The 18620-nt window shown below is 35.9% G+C and carries 16 protein-coding genes and 1 other annotated feature; of the genes, 5 read left to right on the top strand and 11 right to left on the bottom strand.

What is annotated here, in order from left to right; all coding sequences use genetic code 11:
- Positions 1-56 precede the first annotated feature (56 nt).
- Together B6C84_RS08295 and B6C84_RS08290 are read right to left on the bottom strand one after the other, a co-directional pair.
- Positions 57-1439, bottom strand: coding sequence for an APC family permease (locus B6C84_RS08295; protein ID WP_086320718.1), 1383 nt, complete (start codon positions 1437-1439; stop codon positions 57-59).
- Between the two features lie 363 nt (positions 1440-1802).
- Positions 1803-3485 (bottom strand): amidohydrolase, encoded by a 1683-nt coding sequence (locus B6C84_RS08290; RefSeq protein WP_086354290.1) that lies wholly within the window; start codon positions 3483-3485, stop codon positions 1803-1805.
- A gap of 148 nt (positions 3486-3633) precedes the next feature.
- On the opposite strand from B6C84_RS08290, the gene matP reads away from it, so the two are divergent.
- The 3 genes from matP to cysB all read left to right on the top strand — a co-directional run bounded on the left by matP (position 3634) and on the right by cysB (position 7878).
- Entirely contained in the window at positions 3634-4098 is a 465-nt protein-coding gene (matP, locus tag B6C84_RS08285) for a macrodomain Ter protein MatP (RefSeq protein ID WP_065651254.1), read from the top strand.
- A gap of 29 nt (positions 4099-4127) precedes the next feature.
- Positions 4128-6728 carry a type I DNA topoisomerase gene (gene topA / locus B6C84_RS08280; protein ID WP_086320716.1) on the top strand — a complete coding sequence of 867 codons (2601 nt, stop codon included), beginning with the start codon at positions 4128-4130 and terminating at the stop codon, positions 6726-6728.
- A gap of 178 nt (positions 6729-6906) precedes the next feature.
- Complete coding sequence (cysB, locus tag B6C84_RS08275; protein WP_086320715.1) at positions 6907-7878, top strand: HTH-type transcriptional regulator CysB; 972 nt, start codon at positions 6907-6909, stop codon at positions 7876-7878.
- A 65-nt stretch (positions 7879-7943) separates the two neighbouring features.
- On the opposite strand, the gene hisIE is transcribed toward cysB, so the two are convergent.
- Genes hisIE through hisG form a run of 8 tightly spaced genes read right to left on the bottom strand, consistent with a single transcriptional unit; the run spans position 7944 to position 15014 of the window.
- Complete coding sequence (hisIE, locus tag B6C84_RS08270) at positions 7944-8543, bottom strand: bifunctional phosphoribosyl-AMP cyclohydrolase/phosphoribosyl-ATP diphosphatase HisIE (RefSeq protein ID WP_086320729.1); 600 nt, start codon at positions 8541-8543, stop codon at positions 7944-7946.
- A gap of 20 nt (positions 8544-8563) precedes the next feature.
- On the bottom strand, positions 8564-9340 hold the full coding sequence (gene hisF, locus B6C84_RS08265) for an imidazole glycerol phosphate synthase subunit HisF (protein WP_086320714.1): 777 nt from the start codon (positions 9338-9340) through the stop codon (positions 8564-8566).
- Positions 9322-10059: a 1-(5-phosphoribosyl)-5-[(5-phosphoribosylamino)methylideneamino]imidazole-4-carboxamide isomerase gene (hisA, locus tag B6C84_RS08260; protein WP_086320728.1), complete on the bottom strand. Its 738-nt coding sequence runs from the start codon at positions 10057-10059 to the stop codon at positions 9322-9324. Before hisA ends, hisF begins: the two co-directional genes overlap by 19 nt.
- A gap of 17 nt (positions 10060-10076) precedes the next feature.
- The gene (gene hisH / locus B6C84_RS08255) at positions 10077-10664 is read right to left on the bottom strand and encodes an imidazole glycerol phosphate synthase subunit HisH (protein ID WP_065578667.1); all 588 of its coding nucleotides are present in this window, start codon (positions 10662-10664) and stop codon (positions 10077-10079) included.
- Positions 10665-11732, bottom strand: a complete 1068-nt coding sequence (gene hisB / locus B6C84_RS08250) for a bifunctional histidinol-phosphatase/imidazoleglycerol-phosphate dehydratase HisB (RefSeq protein ID WP_086320713.1) — start codon at positions 11730-11732, stop codon at positions 10665-10667.
- A gap of 8 nt (positions 11733-11740) precedes the next feature.
- Positions 11741-12799: a histidinol-phosphate transaminase gene (gene hisC / locus B6C84_RS08245; RefSeq protein WP_086320712.1), complete on the bottom strand. Its 1059-nt coding sequence runs from the start codon at positions 12797-12799 to the stop codon at positions 11741-11743.
- Positions 12800-12808: 9 nt separating this feature from the next.
- Positions 12809-14110: a histidinol dehydrogenase gene (gene hisD, locus B6C84_RS08240; protein WP_086320711.1), complete on the bottom strand. Its 1302-nt coding sequence runs from the start codon at positions 14108-14110 to the stop codon at positions 12809-12811.
- Positions 14111-14114: 4 nt separating this feature from the next.
- Positions 14115-15014: an ATP phosphoribosyltransferase gene (hisG, locus tag B6C84_RS08235; RefSeq protein ID WP_065578671.1), complete on the bottom strand. Its 900-nt coding sequence runs from the start codon at positions 15012-15014 to the stop codon at positions 14115-14117.
- 39 nt (positions 15015-15053) lie between these two features.
- Positions 15054-15179: a sequence feature (His leader region), on the bottom strand.
- Between the two features lie 420 nt (positions 15180-15599).
- On the opposite strand from hisG, the gene B6C84_RS08230 reads away from it, so the two are divergent.
- Complete coding sequence (locus B6C84_RS08230; RefSeq protein WP_086320710.1) at positions 15600-16757, top strand: hypothetical protein; 1158 nt, start codon at positions 15600-15602, stop codon at positions 16755-16757.
- 383 nt (positions 16758-17140) lie between these two features.
- Positions 17141-18016 (top strand): DUF4261 domain-containing protein, encoded by an 876-nt coding sequence (locus B6C84_RS08225; RefSeq protein ID WP_086320709.1) that lies wholly within the window; start codon positions 17141-17143, stop codon positions 18014-18016.
- Between the two features lie 68 nt (positions 18017-18084).
- Here the strand turns inward: B6C84_RS08225 and B6C84_RS08220 are convergent, their stop codons facing one another.
- Positions 18085-18501, bottom strand: coding sequence for a DoxX family protein (locus tag B6C84_RS08220; protein WP_086320708.1), 417 nt, complete (start codon positions 18499-18501; stop codon positions 18085-18087).
- Positions 18502-18620 lie beyond the last annotated feature (119 nt).

Genomic DNA, 18620 nt, shown 5'->3' with positions numbered 1-18620 from the left:
CGGAATTGTTTTAAAAGGGCATCAACTAAATACTTTTAAGTAGACCTAATAGATTACTAATCTTTGATGATTGAATCCAATTCTGTATGATCAATAGAAGGTAGTGATTTGGTAAAACATCGAGTTAGATAAAGTAAATAACAAAATCCAATTACTAACCATATTAAACCTACCGTCATCGCTGTCGCTTCAAGACTGGTCCATAGCCATAACGAAAGTGATACGCCAATTGCTGGCATTAATCCATATTTTAAAAGCATTGGTACTGTTTTTTTCGTACCACTTAGGTAGCTTTTTATTACACATAGGTTAACGAAGGTAAAGGCTACTAAGGCGCCAAAACTGATCATCGAAACGACTAAGCTTAAATCAAGTACCAAAGAGAGTAGGGAAAAACAGGAAACAAAAATAATTGATAAATAAGGTGTTCGAAAACGTGGATGAATTTTATAGAAGATCTGTTTTGGTAACACACCTTCACGTCCCATCGCATAAAAGATTCGTGACACACTAGTTTGTGCGGTCATTGTAGAGGCAAATACACCTGTCAAATAAGCGGTTTGGAAGAAATTATACATAAAATCATTACCGTATTTGCCAAGTATACTGGTTAGATGACTTATGCTATCAACTTTACGCATTACATCTAAACTGGCAGTATCTTTATTATCAACAAAATCTGTCCATTGTGGGTAAGCTAAATGTGCACAATATGAGACAACTAAAAATATACAACCAGCAATCAATACGGTGCCGATAATTGCTCTTGGTAAGGTTTTTTTCGCATCATTGGATTCTTCTGCTAGTGTTGCTATAGCATCAAAACCTAAGAAGGCAAGACATAATATGGCAGCTCCAGAAAATAAACCACTAAAATCATCGGTTGTGACGGATATTGGTTTTAACATTGTTTCAGGTGTCAAATGAACATTTGTCAATGTCAAAATAATAAACAATACGATGAATAATGCTTGAAAGAAATTCAAAGTAATATTGGCCCAATTAATTAACTTGATTCCAAGGTAATTTAATACACTTACACCTATAATCGATGCCAATACATATACATAAGCTGGAATACTATCATATAGTTCATGTAGATAGATCCCTAAAACCAAATAATTTAATATTGGTAAAAATAGGTAATCAAGAATTTGTGCCCAACCAACTAAGAAACCTGCTTTTCCACCAAACGTTCGTTGTACATAGGTATAAGCCGAACCAGCAATAGGCAGTTTATTTGCCATTCGGCAATAACTTAATGCTGTGAAAAAGATCATGGCAAGGGTGATGATATAGGCTACAGGCAAGTGTCCATTACTGACAACGGTAACTTCCCCATAAGTGGTAAAGATCCCTAAAGGAACCATATAAGCTAAACCAAATGCAATCAATGCAGGTGTGGTTAAAACTCGTTTCATTTTTATTGCGGACATGATTTAATTTGCTCCTCTGTCCCAAAAAACAATAAAAAACTACTAAGTATAGTTTTGCCTTTTTACCCGCTTAAAGCGGCAGGGAATTCTCCCATATTATTATAATTATGCAAGCTAATTTTTAGTAAAGATCATAAGTCCGCGTAATTTGTGAGCTTTTTTTGATAAAAAAAATAAGTCAGCTTGTTAATTGTGTTCAATAAATACTAAAGTTGAATAATTTAATTGGCTATTTGATGGCTTTATTGTTGTTTGAAAAATGTATTTTCCAATCGATTGTTGCACAGGTTTGATGTTGATTAGTTATAAAAAAACACCCTGACAATGGCAGGGTGTTATATTTTTTAAAACAATAGGTTAGTTCAATTATGCTTGTTGGTAAACTGTTTTGCCGCCTACAATTGTGGTTAATACTTTGACGTTTTGTATATCTGTTGCCGGAATGGTAAATGGATTACGATCTAAAATAATTACATCAGCAAACTTACCTTTCTCAATAGATCCGATATAGTCTTCTTGTTTTAAAACATAAGCAGCACCGATGGTCGCACAGCGTAGTACTTCAAGTGCTGTTAAATTGCGATCACTGTTTAAACGTGGATGTTCAGCATCAATCTGTCTAGTCATAGCTATTTGGAAATCATACCATTCATTAAGCGGATCAATTGGCCAATCACTACCAAAAGCACAAGTTACCCCAGCATCAATATATTGACCGTGTGCTTCTAAACCATTATAACGTTCAGCACCAAACAGAGTTTGGTATTGTTCAACCATTGCCGAGCTACAGCCAGCCCATTGGAATGAGAATACCACACTGGCTTTTAATTGTTTATAACGGTCAAATTGATGCATCGCACTAAGTTCATTATGAGCCGTGCTTGGTCGAATATCCGCATTGGGTAGTGCTTTACGCATTTTTTCAATCGCATTAAGCACCACTTCAATGGCGCCTTCGCCAACGGTGTGCATGTGAGGATGAAAGCCTGCCCGTGATGATTCTAAAATTAATGCATCAAGCATTTCTATCGAATAATAGAGGTCACCATAGCGATCTTTTTCATTTTCTAATTGATAAGGTTGTAATAAACGAGCGGTCATTAGTGGCGCTTGCATTACACCATCGACAAATAATTTGGTATGAGATACTTTAATTCCTGGTTTTGGTTGCCAGTTTTGGTCATTATAACGCTCAGCAAATTGTTTTACGCGATTAATAACAGCTGGGATATCTTCAATGCTACCAACATCATCAGGTGGTAATTCTCGAGCACCAAATAATCGGATTGACAGTTGATCTTGTTGTTGTAATTTTAGAAATGCATCGGCTTGGGTTTCTGTTATCCGCGCATCCATTACCGCTGTTACACCTTGCTTATTTAATTCTTCTTGTGTTAATTTAGCAATGTTTACTGCTTGTTCGTCAGTAAGTTTGGAAATACTGTCAAATGCACGCATTGCAGGGGCATCTTCTAATATACCGTTTAAATCACCATCCTCAGTACGCCCAATTTTGCCATCAGATGGTTCAGGTGTATTACGATCAAGGCCAAATTTTTCTAATGCAATGCTGTTGGCAACTAGCGTATGACAGTCATTTGAAAATAGAATGATAGGACGCTGAGTATTAAGTTTATCTAAATCGAATCGAGTAATATCTGTACCAATTGGTAAAACTTCTTGGCGCAACCAACCTCGAACTTGTAACCAACTACTACTATTGTGAACGGAATCATTGTCTAAATATTGTTGAATAATGGCTAAAGTATCATCTACAGTTAAACTCTGGTAATTTAGATTACATGAGGATAATTGCATGCCGCCCCAAAAGGTATGTAAATGGGCATCAATAATCCCTGGCATCATAGTTTTACCTTGTAGGTCATAGATTATCGTGGAATTATCAACATATTGACTGTTATTTATCTCTTGCGTGCAGCCGATTGCAATAATATAGCCATTTTGAATTGCAATCGCTTCACAAACCGTATCGTGTTGGTCAGCAGTGTAGATGTAACCATTAATATAAATAACATCGGCTTTTGCCATTATTTTTGATTCCTTAAAAAAGATCTAAAGTTAAGGGTGAACGATAGCAGATTTATAAAAAATTTGTCAAATGCAATAATTTTCTTTATTGTGTGTCAAGATTATGTTACAACTAACATATTTAGTTACAGCGTCACAAGGTGAACCGATGAAATACCAGCAGTTAGAAAACCTTGAATGCGGTTGGAAGTGGCACTATTTAGTAAAAAGACATTTGGAAGGGGAGCTTATCACTCGTTATATTGAGAAGAGTGCAGCAGAGCAAGCCGTAAATGAATTATTGTTATTGGAACACAAACCGACTGCGGTTATTGATTGGATTAAGCAGCATTTAAATCCAGATTTAGATAATCGCATGAAGCAAACCATTCGAGCACGACGAAAACGACATTTTAATGCCGAACAGCAAAATACACGTAAAAAGTCTATTGATTTGGAATTTCTTGTCTGGCAACGATTGGCTAATTTAGCTAAGCGCCGAGGATGTACGTTGTCACAAACAATTACGCAACTAATTGAAGATGCTGAGCAAAAAGAGCAGTATGCTAGTAAAGTATCGACAATTAAAGATGATTTACTGTCATTACTTGATGTCAATATAGACGGTAAATAACTTAAACTACAGGATAAATAGGTTTAATTATGGGAAAATCCCTTGTTATTGTGGAATCACCAGCCAAAGCAAAAACGATTAATAAATATCTTGGCAAAGATTTCGTAGTTAAATCAAGTGTCGGACATATTCGCGATCTGCCAGTGAGTGGTAGTAGTCAACGCACTGAAAAAACAAGTAAAGATAAAGCCGAGAAAAAAGTTAAACGATCAGAAAAACAAGTGTTAGTCGATCGTATGAGCGTTGATCCTTACAATGGCTGGCAAGCGCATTATGAAATTTTACCTGGCAAAGAACGAGTGGTTGCCGAACTTAAAAAGTTAGCCAAAGATGCCGATATGATTTATCTGGCAACCGACTTGGATAGAGAAGGGGAAGCTATTGCTTGGCATCTAAAAGATGTTATTGGCGGTGATGATAATAAGTATCGTCGAGTTGTATTTAACGAGATCACCAAAACGGCGATTAAAAATGCTTTTAATCATCCAGCAATGTTGGACATGGATCGGGTTAACGCTCAACAAGCAAGACGATTTATGGATCGTGTGGTTGGCTTTATGTTATCACCACTTCTTTGGAAAAAAGTCGCGCGTGGCTTATCAGCTGGTCGTGTTCAATCAGTTGCGGTGCGCCTAGTGGTTGAACGTGAGCGAGAAATTCATGCATTTATTCCTGAAGAGTACTGGGATCTTTATGCTGATTTAAAAACCGCTCATCAAGAGCAATTAACTATGCAAGTAACGCATTATAAAAATGATGCGTTTGAACCTAAGGATCGTGTTGCTATTGATATTGCTTTGGATGAATTGAATAAAAGCCAATATCAAGTTACTAATATTGAAGAAAAACCGACTAAAAGTAATCCAACTGCGCCGTTTATTACGTCAACTTTGCAACAAGCGGCAAGTACTCGTTTAGGTTTTGGTGTTAAAAAGACAATGATGTTAGCACAACGCCTATATGAAGCTGGTTATATTACTTATATGCGTACCGACTCGACTAATTTGAGTCAGGATGCGTTAACTATGGTTCGGGACTACATTGGACAAAACTTCGGCGAAAAGTATTTGCCTAAATCCGCTAACGTTTATAGCAGTAAGAAAAATTCGCAAGAGGCGCATGAGGCAATTCGTCCATCGGACGTGAATATTCTTGCGGATAGTCTTGGCGATGTTGAGGCTGATGCGGCTAAATTATATCAGTTAATTTGGCGTCAATTTGTGGCTTGCCAAATGACATCTGCCGAATACAACTCAACAACTATTACAGTTAAAGCGGGTGATTTTACCTTAAAAGCTAAAGGTCGTACCTTACGTTTCGATGGTTGGACAAAAGTGCAACCACAATTAACTAAAAATAATGAAGATAAGCTGTTGCCGGCAGTATCTATGCAAGATATGTTGGAATTAATTGGCTTAGATCCTAATCAACACTTTACCAAGCCTCCTGCGCGTTACAACGAAGCGTCATTAGTTAAGGAACTTGAAAAACGGGAGATTGGTCGTCCTTCGACTTATGCAACGATTATCTCAACTATTCAAGATCGTGGTTATGTACGATTAGATAATCGTCGTTTTTATGCGGAAAAAATTGGCGAAATTGTCACAGATCGTTTAAGTGAAAATTTCAATGACTTAATGAGTTACGATTTTACTGCTCGCATGGAGCATGCCCTTGATGAAATTGCCAATAAAAAGCAAGAATGGCGTGAAGTTTTAGATCAATTTTTTGATGATTTCAGCCAACATTTAACCATTGCAGAACAAGATCCTGATCGTGGTGGCATGCAATTAAATCCACTCGTTTTAACGCCGGAAATTAAATGTCCTAATTGTGGCCGTGAAATGGGTATTAAAACTGCCGGCACTGGTGTATTTTTAGCCTGTTCGGGTTATGCATTACCTCCTAAAGAGCGTTGTAAGCAAACAATTAACTTAATTCCAGAATATGAAACATTAAATATTTTGGAAGAGGCAGAGACAGCCGAAACTGACGCGCTAAGAGCACTTAAACGTTGTCCTAAATGTCATACGGCTATGGATAGTTATTTGCTGGATAATGAGCGTAAATTACATATTTGTGGTAATAATCCAATTTGTGATGGTTCGTTGGTTGAAAAAGGCACATTTAAGGTAAAAAGCTATGAAGGTCCAATTATTGAATGTGAAAAATGTGGATCAGAAATGCATCTTAAATCAGGCCGTTTTGGACTTTATATGGGATGTACCAATCAAGATTGTAAAAATACTCGTAAGATCTTAAAAAATGGTGATGTAGCGCCACCTAAAGAAGATCCTGTTGATCTGCCTGAGTTAAAATGTACTAAGTCAGATGCACATTTTGTATTACGAGATGGTGCTTCAGGTATCTTTTTAGCGGCACATAATTTCCCGAAATCAAGAGAAACTCGTGCACCACTAATTGAAGAACTGCAACGTTTTAAAGATCGTTTACCGGAAAAATTTATTTATTTAACGCAAGCGCCGAGTCAAGATCCAGAAGGTAATCCAGCTATTGTGCGATTTAGCCGTAAAAGTAAACAGCAATATGTTACTTCGGAAGTCAATGGCAAATCGACTGGCTGGGTAATGCAATACGTTGATGGTAAGTGGGTTAATAGTAAAAAATAGGTAAGAACACCTGATGATTTTGTTTAAAATCGCTTAGGTTTAGGAATCGTTTTAGTATAAAAAGCTGTTTTTTGTTTGTGCTAAAGTGTGAAAGGAATTACCTTACGATTTCCCTCTTTTTAACTTTTTGAATAGTTTTAAAAAGAGGGAAAGGTATATGGTTAAAGGAGCCTTTGTCATGAAGTTGCAACAACTGCGTTATATTGTTGAGGTCGTCAATAACGATCTAAATGTGTCTCTTACCTCTGAAAAACTCTATACCTCTCAGCCTGGGATCAGTAAGCAGATTAAATTATTGGAAGATGAGCTCAATGTACAAATCTTTACCCGAGTAGGTAAACATCTTTCAGAAGTTACGCCAGTTGGTGAGCAAATTATTGCTTTAGCTAGAGAGATTTTAACTAAATCGCAAGATATTAAAATTATTGCTAAAGAATTTAGCCAGCCTAATCAAGGCTCATTAACCATTACAACAACCTATACTCAAGCTCGGTATACTTTACCGTTGGTTATCCAGCAATTTATGCTGCAATATCCAAGTATCACCCTTCATATGGAGCAAGGATCATCGCCGCAATGTCTCTTACAAGCACAAACCGGCCAAGCTGATTTTGCTATCGTTACTGATTTATCTGAACTTAGCGATGATATGATTGCTATACCTTGCTATCATTGGAACCAAGCGGTGATTGTAATGAAAGATCATCCATTAGCTAAAAGCAGTTTAATTACTATCGACGAATTGTCTAAATATCCTTTAGTCAGTTATGACTTTTCTAATGATGGATCTGATTTGAATCAAGCTTTTATTAAAGCCAATCAAATTCCTAATATTGTTTTTAGTACCACTGATGCGGAACTGATTAAGACTTATGTTAAGTTAGGGGTAGGTGTTGGCATTGTCGCTAAAATGGCGGTTAATGAAAGATCTGATAGTGATTTTGTGGTACTTAATGCTGGGCATATATTTCCATATAGTACCACTTATATTGCCTTTGCTCGTTCGCTATTTCTACGCAATTATATGTATGATTTTATTAATCAGTTTTCGGCGCATTTAAATAGGCAAACAGTTGATAGACTTATCTTATGTGAAAATAATGTGGCAGTACAGGCTATGTTTAATGGGATCAAGTTACCAGTTAGGTAGTAGGAAAATATTTTGCTTATAAATTTTAAACACCAAGCACAACAGATTATGCTTGGTGACTAATGTTATTTATGTCTAGCTTTTAAAATAGCAATGACATCTTGCATTGACAGATTTTGATCTTGTAGTAAGACCAATAAGTGATAAATTAAATCGGCTGATTCATTTTTTAACTCTTCTTTGTCGTGTACTGTAGCTGCAAGTGCAGTTTCAACACCTTCTTCTCCCACTTTTTGGGCAATACGCTTGGTACCATCATGGTAGAGTTTTGCCGTATAAGATGATTTAGGATCAGCATTTTTACGAGCACCAAGTAATTGTTCTAGATCGTATAAAAAGCCCCATTCAGTTTGGTTATTGTTAAAACAGCTATTTGTTCCAGTATGGCAAGTAGGGCCAATTGGATTAACTAAAATCAGTAGAGTATCATTATCACAATCGGTCGAGATACTTACCACATTTAAAAAGTTACCCGAGGTTTCACCTTTGGTCCATAAGCGTTGTTTGGTACGCGAATAGAAGGTTACTTTGCCACTCGTTTGTGTCTGAGTTAATGCCTCTTGATTCATATAGCCAAGCATAAGCACTTCACCAGAAACATAGTGTTGTATGATAACCGGCATTAAATTATCAACTTTTTGCCAATCAAGTTGTTTGGTATCTATTTGTATTTGGGAATGTTGAGTTAACATAATCGGATTTCTACTCCATGTTGAGCTAAATATTGTTTAAGTTCACCAATATTAATTATTTGTTTGTGAAAGACGGAAGCCGCTAATGCACCATCAACATTGGCTTCTTGAAAAGCTTGCAAAAAATGCTCCATAGTACCAGCGCCGCCAGATGCAATCAGTGGTACATGGCAAACTTCTCGAATTGTTTTTAGTTGTTTTAGATCGTAACCATTACGGACACCGTCTTGATTCATCATATTTAGCACTATTTCACCGGCACCGCGTTTTTGTACTTCTTGCACCCAATCAATCGTATTCCATTTGGTGGCGACTGTGCGTTTTTCATCGCCAGTGAATTGATAAACGTGGTAACTATCTGAATCTTTATCATACCAAGTATCAATCCCCACCACGATACACTGCACTCCATAACAATCCGCTAATTCAGTAATTAAGCCCGGATTAGCTAAAGCAGGGGAGTTAATTGAAATTTTATCCGCACCATAAGTGAGAATTCTTCCTGCATCTTCAACCGTTTTTATACCGCCAGCGACACAAAAGGGGATATCTATTACTTCAGCAACTTTTGCCACCCAACTTTTGTCTACTACCCGACCGTCGGATGAGGCCGTAATATCATAGAATACCAATTCGTCGGCCCCTTCTTCGGCATAGCGTTTGGCTAATGGTACAATATCACCTATGATTTCGTGATTACGGAATTGTACACCTTTAACAACTTGCCCATTACGAACGTCCAAACAAGGTATTATCCTTTTTGCCAACATGCAATTGCCTCCTGAACTGTAAATTTGCCTTCTAATAATGCTCTACCAACAATAACGCCGGCAACACCACTATCTTTTAATGCTTTAACATCATCTATTTGGCCAATACCGCCAGAAGCTTGCAACGCAATTTGGGGATATTTTTGGCTGATCTCTTGATATAGTTTTACATTAGAGCCACTTAGCGTTCCATCTTTGGAAATATCTGTACATAGTACATGTTTCAAGCCATAGGGTAGATAATCATCAATAACTTGTTCCAAGGTTTGTTTAGAATCTTCTTGCCAACCATGAATAGCGACGTTTTTGTTACCTTGTTGGTCAATACGAACATCTAAGGCTAATACCAAAGATTCAGGACCATAAGTATTAAACCATTTTTTTACCAAATCAGGTTGTTTGATAGCGGTAGAGCCAATAACTACGCGGGTGGCACCTGCGGATAATAATGCTTTAACGTCATCTTCTGTACGAATTCCTCCACCAATTTGTACCGGAACTTGTACGCCGTTAATCAGTGATTTTATCAATGAGATTTGTCGAGCTTGCGGATCTTTAGCGCCAGTTAAATCAACTAGATGTAATAGTTTCGCACCTTGCTTTTGATAATCTTGTAGACGAGTTAAAGGATCATTACCATAATCTCGTTTTTGCTCATAATCACCTTGATGTAACCGCACAACAGTACCATCAATTAAATCAAGCGCGGGAATGATAATAGGATAAACTGCCATAGTTACATCTCCAAAAAGTTCTTGAGCAATTTTGCACCGGCTAAGCCAGAACGCTCTGGATGAAATTGCACACCGTAAAAGTTGTCTTTTTGTACGGCAGCAGTAAAGCTTTCGCCGTAATTGGTTTCTGCGATAGTTGATGAGCATAATGGTAAGGCGTATCCATGTACAAAGTAAAAGTAAGCACCATCAGGAATATCTCTAAATAGATGATGTCCGGCTTTTGGGTTGACTTGATTCCAGCCCATATGTGGTAGTGGTAATCCACAATCAGGAATTTGCACTACTTTTTCGTGAATAATACCTAAGGTATCGACATGACCTTCATTGCTATAATCAGCTAAAAGTTGCATACCAAGGCAGATACCTAACACCGGTTGAGTACAGACTTTGATAAGCTTAATTAAATTACGTTCTTCTAATTTTTGCATTGCAGCTGACGCTGATCCCACTCCAGGTAACAAGAGTTTGTCAGATTCAAGCACAGTATCAGGATCAAGGCTAATGATTGGATTATAGCCTAATCTCTGTATTGCATATTTGACTGAGGAAAGATTAGCACAGCCAGTATCTAGAATGACAATTTTCATCTATAACACTCCTTTCGAGCTAGGTAATCTGTCACTTTCAATTTTAATCGCTTGTTTAAGCGTACGCGCGAAAGCTTTAAATAAACTTTCGATTCGGTGATGGTCGTTGTCGCCAGTTGTTGCAATATGTAAAGTAATTGCCATCGCATAACTCAAAGAATAGAAGAAGTGCTCGACCATTTGCGTGCTCATATCACCAACTTTCGGATCACTAAATTGCGCCGAAAACTTGAGGTAAGGCCGACCTGAAATATCCATTGCACATTTTGCTAAACACTCATCCATTGGAATAACAGATGCATAACGAGTGATACCTCGTTTATCGCCAAGTGCTTTTTTTAGTGCTTCGCCTAAGGCAAGACCAGTATCTTCAATAGTGTGGTGATCATCTATATGTAAATCGCCTTCTACTTGAATGTTTAATTTGATACCGCCATGAGTGGCGATTTGGTCAAGCATGTGATCAAAAAAACCAATGCCGGTATTAATTTGACTGCCACCTTGTCTATCTAACCAAACTTCAACTAAAATTTTGGTTTCTTTGGTATTTCGTTCAACTTTAGCATAACGATCTGCTGTGGTTAAACGTTGTGCTATTTCATTCCAATTAAGTGATTCTGGATTATATTGTAATCCTTTTATTTGCATATTTTCAGCAAGCTGCATATCTGTGACCCTGTCACCGATTACATAACTATTTTGTTTATCTAACTTACCACTAGTTAAATAAGGTAGAACTAAAGTGATTTTCGGCTTACGACATTCACAATTATCTTGAGGAAAATGAGGGCAGATCAGTACATCTTCAAAGTTAACACCTTGTGATTCGAATATTTGCATCATTAAATTATGCGGTCCATCAAAATCAGCTTGCGGATAACTACTGGTTCCTAATCCATCTTGATTGGTCACCATCACTAATTTGTAACCAGCTGCTTGTAGTTTTAGTAGCGCCGGGATCACATTAGGTTCAAATGCAAGTTTTGCAAAACTATCAACTTGAAAATCGATAGGCGGTTCAACTATCAATGTTCCATCACGGTCGATAAATAAATATTTTTGTAACATACTTGCTCCTATTTTATCGCTTTGAGTGCGGTTATTACTGCTTCACATTCTGCTTGTGTACCAATCGAAATTCGCACAAAACCATTTTGGCCAATTGATTTGCTTTGATCTCGCAAAATAATGCCTTGATTCCATAATTTGCTAAATACCTCTTTATTACTTTGAAATTTAACGCATAAATAATTTGATTCACTAGGATAAACTTTTTCGACAATTGGTAAAGCAGTAAGTTGTTTAGCAAACTTCTCTTTTTGATTATTTAGATTGATGACATGCAATCTCATCGTTTCGATACCTTCTTTACTCAATGCCTGAGTGGCAATGTCCGCTACTGGGGTAGCGAGAGGGTATGGAGCGATCACTTTCTGTAAAGCATCTATTACTGGTTTATTTGCTAAAGTGAAGCCACACCGTAATCCTGCTAGCGCAAAAGCCTTCGATAAAGTTCGTAAAATAACTAGGTGAGGATAATTTGCAAGCCAGCTCACAACGGTTGAATTTGGAGAAAACTCAATATAAGCTTCATCAATAATTACTAAAGCGCGATTTTCGGCTAATTTAAGTAAAGTTTTAATATCATCTTGGTCTATTAAATTACCTGTTGGATTATTAGGTGAACATACATAGATCAATTTAACATTGTCTAGATTTTGTTTAATTCCGTCTAAATCGAGTTGCCAATTAGATTTAGTTGGTACGGTTTTGGTTTTTATACCTAGTGTTTCGGCACTGACTTGATACATACCATAAGTTGGTGGGCAATAAAGCACAGTATCGGTTTCTGGCTCACAAAAAGCCCGCATTAATAGTTCTATTGCTTCATCGGCACCCCGACTAACAATCACTTGCTCTGGGGTAACTCCAGCATATTGCGCATAACGATTAATCACTTGTTCGGGTTGTGCTTCAGGATAGCGGTTTAAGTTGTGTTCAGTTAACTGAAAGTTGGGCGCAACAGGGTATTCATTGGCATTTAGCCATACATCACCATTACCGCCTATACGTCTAGCGGATTGATAAGGCGTCAATTTTTGTACGTTCTTTCTGACTAATTGATTAATGTCCATTTTATTCACCTATTTTTCAGAATCTGAGTTAAGTTTAGCTAAACGAATTGTTACGGCATTTTTGTGGGCGGTAAGTTGCTCAGCTTGAGCCATTAGCTCAACAGCATTACCGATTGCTTTTAACCCTTCAGCAGTTAATTTTTGTACTGTCATACGTTTTTGAAAATCGGCTAAGCCAAGGCTCGAGTAAGTAGCGGTATAACCATAAGTAGGTAAAACGTGATTAGTACCCGAAGCATAGTCACCTGCTGATTCCGGTGACCAATCACCTAAAAATATCGAGCCAGCGCTATTAATTTTATCAACTAATTCATCAGCATTTTGCGTTTGAATAATTAAATGCTCCGGTCCATAGCGATTACTGATATTCACACATTCTTCTAAATCTTTAGTAACAATAAGTCGGCTCTCTTGTAACGCTTTTTCAGCAATTCCTTGACGTGAAAGTTGAGCAAGTTGCTTATCAACTTCGATTGAGACTGCTTGGGCGATCTTCTCATCTGGTGTAAGTAGTACAACCTGTGAATCGGGGCCATGTTCAGCTTGAGAAAGTAGATCAGCGGCAATAAATGCTGGATTAGCAAAACTGTCAGCAATCACCAAGACTTCTGACGGGCCGGCTGGCATATCTATTGCTGCGCTATCCAATCGTTGGCTAACTTGGCGTTTCGCCTCGGTAACATAAGCATTACCGGGACCAAATATTTTATCGACTTTTGGTACTGATGCGGTACCTAATGCCATTGCTGCAATCGCTTGTGCGCCACCCAATTGATAAATTTCTGTTACACCACAAAGTTCTGCAGCATATAGAATCTCGTCAGCAATTGGTGGCGGTGAGCATAAAATCACTTTACGACAACCAGCAATTTTAGCTGGTATTGCTAGCATCAATACGGTAGATAATAAAGGTGCCGAACCACCCGGTATATACAGACCTACCGAATCAATTGGTCTAGTGACTAATTGACATTTGATGCCAGGCATCGTTTCCACTGTTATAGTTTGTCTTACTTGTGCTTGGTGGAATTTTTCGATGTTACTTACCGCTAATTGCATTGCCTGTTTTAATTCTGGTTTAACACGGCTAGTTGCTGTTTTTATCTCATCTTTAGTTAATTTGATTTGCTTAATTTGTACTTTATCAAATTTATTACTTAATTCTTTTAGAGCTTCATCGCCATTTTGTTTTACTTGCGTCAAAATATCTTTAACCGCTTGGCTAATAGTATCAGAAGCAGCTATAGCAGGACGAGTTAGTAATTCTGCTTGTTTTTCTTTAGAACATTGTTGCCAATATGATAGTTTCATTTGATTACTCCATCATTTTTTCAATTGGTAATACAAGGATTGAACTTGCACCTAATGCTTTTAGTTTTTCCATGGTTTCCCAGAATAATGATTCAGTACTCACCATATGTAGTGCTACCCGATTTTGTTCGCCAGTTAATGGTAAAATGGTTGGATTTTCTGCTCCTGGTAATAGTGATACGACTTGATCTAAAACGGCTGTTGGCGCGTGCAGCATAATGTATTTAGATTCACGAGCTTGAATCACACCTTGAATACGCGTCATCACTTTATCGATTAACGCCTGTTTGGTGGCAGACATTTCACCTTCACGTTGAATTAAACAAGCTTTCGATTTATAAATAACTTCAATTTCTTGTAGACCATTAGCTTCAAGTGTGGCTCCACTGGATACTAAATCACAAATTACATCAGCAAGGCCAGCTCGTGGTGCAACTTCTACAGAACCATTAAGTAGACAGGTTTTAAAATTGACATTGTATTGTGAAAGGTAACGGCGGAGTAGGTGAGGATAAGTGGTTGCAATGCGTAAATTATTTAAACATTCTGGTCCGCTATAAACAAAATCACGAGGAGCAGCAATTGATAAGCGACAGCCACCAAAATCAAGGCGACGTAAGGTTTTATATTGTGGGTTTTCACCTTCGGCTTGTCTATCAAGAACTTCTTCTTCTAACACATTCTCACCGACAATACCAATATCAACAACGCCATCAATGACTAGTCCGGGTATATCATCATCGCGAACGCGTAAAATATCAATTGGCATATTTTCGGCAAAAGCAATTAAGCGTTGTTCTTGCAAATTGATTTTTATGCCACATTGAGCCAATAATTTTTTCGACTCATCGCTTAAACGTCCCGATTTTTGCATTGCTATACGTAAACGTGAATTATCCAACATATTCTTCTCCAACTTGTTTAAATAAATTTATAAACCACAAATAAAAAACCCTCGGAAGACTGATCTTCCGAGGGTTCTCTAAATGCTTTTGCGATATCACCGGAAGACCTTTTGTCTTCCAGCACCAATCGCCCGAAGACTATTCAGGAATGATGGTGATGATGATGTTTAGTAACGAAAACACAAAAACAATTCATAAAAAATAAAACCTTTAAATTTAACTGTTGTACAAAATATAATATAAATGACTAACTAGCAACTTAATTTTGTCGATTTATTAAAAAAATATAAAAAATTCAAATTTTTTAATTATCTGTTTTGTCTTAATTCATTCCGTGATCTTGAATTTAACGGTAATATTATTTCATCGTCAGATGTTCATAATAGCTTTATGTCAGCATTGATGCAATTTGCAACAGTAATGGATATTGAATCATTCATTGAAACAAATTAATAAGTTAAAATACTTTTTCTTAATTTTTGAGGATTAATAAAAAATCCTCATTTTTTGACATAAATATTTATCCGTGATAATCATAACTGAAAGGAATTTTGTTATAGCTAGTTTTATAAATTGGATTTTATATGGATCATCCTGCTAATCATATCGATAGTTACATTTTTGTTTGGTTTTTCATGCTACCATTTTTTTATGGTATTTATACGTTTTCGTTAATATTTGTTTTTGTCCGGATGCATTGGATTATCAAAGCAATTTTTACAATTCCAATGGTTGTTTGGTTAATATTTTGCTTTATGCATACCAATCTTATTATTTTTCTATTTACATTAACAGGTATGGTTTTTCCAATAATACTTCGACTATGCCAATTACAAGCAAAAAAATCTTATGGTATAAAACGTAAATTCGCTTCAATATTTAGTTATGTATTATTACCATTATTTTGTACTTTCTTTTGGCCTGCCTATTTAATAGCTCCTATAGTTGTAGAATTTGTAGAAAGTAGACCCAGTAGTGAATGTAGAGAAAATGGACGTTTAGTTGAATTGTCTAAAGATACTATTCTGCGAGTTTATCCTAATTCCAAATATTCACCATTTTGGATTAGAAAATTACATGATTCTACTTCTGTAAATAATTCTGAAAAAGATTTTTGTGAGCAGTTTTCCCATACTCAAGCCTATCAAATTGACAAAATCAGTGAAATTAGAATTAATTCAGGGAATTTATGCATTCATCCAACATCTAAAGCAATAATAGCTTATTGCAGTAATCTAAAAAATGAACTTTTAAAATTGGATAGTTTAGACATCGAATTTGTGAAAAAAAATAAAGATGAAGTTAGTGGTATTCGGCTTAAATCATTTCAGAAAAGATTAGAAAATATAAAGGAGATAAAGAGAAATAGAAATTCAGAAGATTGGTATGGAGATTGGCTTGAGACAAAACAATTCAATAATGGCATAGAATTACATAGATTTTATAAACATGAAAACACACTAATCATTCCTCAAGTAGATTGGTTGCCACCGCAAACAGAAGCTTTAGAAATTAATTGCTACCGTAAAAGTGTTTTAAGGTGTAGTTATAATTATGAGTATAATCAAGATTGGAATGTATCAGTTTTCTATATATTCAATATTGGCGATAGTATCGAAAATGAAAATGACGATAATAATATGCCAGTTTATGATCAAACTTTCATTGATATGAATTTAGAAGGTGCGCAAAAAGCTCATCAAATAGTTGAAGATTTCATTGAAGGTCTAAGTGTGAAATGAATTAATATTATACTTTTTAGTCATAGTAAATATCAAAATAGGAATAAGAAAACTTGAATGCTGCATTATTTTATAGAAAATTTGGAAGACCAGAACAAGTATTAACATTCGATTAAATCATGGAAATTATAATATTTTATTAATTAAGAGCATTTAAATATTTATACCATTTACCTAAGTTGCAAATTATTACCACTTAGAACTTGATATTTGATTGATTTTTTAATTATTGAATTAAAAAATTTACAATGATGAAAAATGATAAATAAAATATTTACTTAATATAGGTAAGTAGATATTATTGCTAAAGTTTTATAGCGCCAATTACCATAAAGTGTACTAAATTGGATTTAATTTAAAATAGTTGTCATAAGGAATATTAAATGGGTATATTTTCTCGTTTTTTTGGTAAAAAAACAGAATCAAAACAGATGGATAATTCGATTGTCCCAAATCCTGATATTGAAAATGCCGTTAGCTTAAGTGTTGTTTTTAGCGGTGTGCTTAATATTAATAACGATGAATTATTAACAAAACTTAAATCGATTAATCCGATCATAAAAGATATTCGATATGAAACACCGTTCGGACAACTTGAAGAAGGTATGTGTATTTTAGTAAGTTGGGGTAAACATGTTATTAGAATAGTTGGTCTCAATGCGCCTTATCCTAAAGCTGTATTAGAAGCATGTGTTACTCCTGCTAGTTATAGTCAAGAAATAAAACAACAAGTTTATGAAAGTGATAGTCATTTATTATTATATTATGTTGGCTATGAACAAGATGTATTAGAGCAGTACTTAGCTTTAACTCGTTTAGTAGCATGCTTTGAACAATTTAATGCGTTAGCAGTAATTAATGAAGATGCTCATACTTCATTACCAGTTAACTTTATTAATTCACTAGCTTCGGAAAAAGATGGTTTAGCCACTTTAGGGGAATGTTTACCTTTATTGTTTTGTGGTTTTGTTAAATATGAAATAGAAAATATTAAAGGGATTTGGATGCGCACTTATGGCGCTAATAAATTTGGTTTACCTAATTTTGCAGCATTAGCCAATAGTTATCAGGAAAGTGAGTATTATTTTGACATGTTTAGTAACATTTTAAATTATTTGCGACAAAGTCAAGCGACAATGAATCCTGGTGATACGATGGAAATGGGTGATAATCGTATGATGTCATTACGAGCGCCTCAAGATGATGAATATTTCTTAAAAGATCAAGGTGATCTTTTAGTAATTGAAATTAATAATTAATTTTAACTATGCAATTTTTAGGAAAGGTAATAAATAATTGGCGCTACCTTTCCTAAATATTTAGCATCTTATTGTTGAGTTATTTGTGGATATTTTTTACCTGCTAAAACACTAAACCGACCAGTCCCTAATAATGCCAAACTAAAAGCAGTTAATGACATAAAAGCTGGATACTCCCAACCACCTCCTGGATTAGTAAATGACCAACCATTAGTCCAATGTACAATAGTTATTATTGCTAATTGAAAGAAAGCAATTAGCGCTACCGCACGGGTTAAAATACCGAGTAACAATAGTGCACCGCCACCAATTTCAAAAATGATAACGATATAAGAAAAAAAACCGGGAAAGCCAAGAGTATGAAAATACTCTGCGGTACCTTCTGGGGTTAGAACAAGTAATTTGGTAAACCCATGGGCCAAAAACATCATACCTAAAGCAATTCGTAATACAAATGCAGCTACATCAGTTTGATATTCTCTCATTTTGTGTTTCCTATATTAAGTTAGCAAAATAACAATAATGAAACTCATAAAAATTTCTTACAAACGTTATTACTTTTTTAAAACATAGGATACTGCAGTTACGATTGTCTCACAGTTAA

The organism is Gilliamella apis, assembly GCF_002142155.1.
Taxonomy (GTDB): domain Bacteria; phylum Pseudomonadota; class Gammaproteobacteria; order Enterobacterales; family Orbaceae; genus Gilliamella; species Gilliamella apis.
The sequence above is the reverse complement of the archived record's forward strand: the minus strand, read 5'-3'. Positions and strand labels throughout refer to the sequence as shown.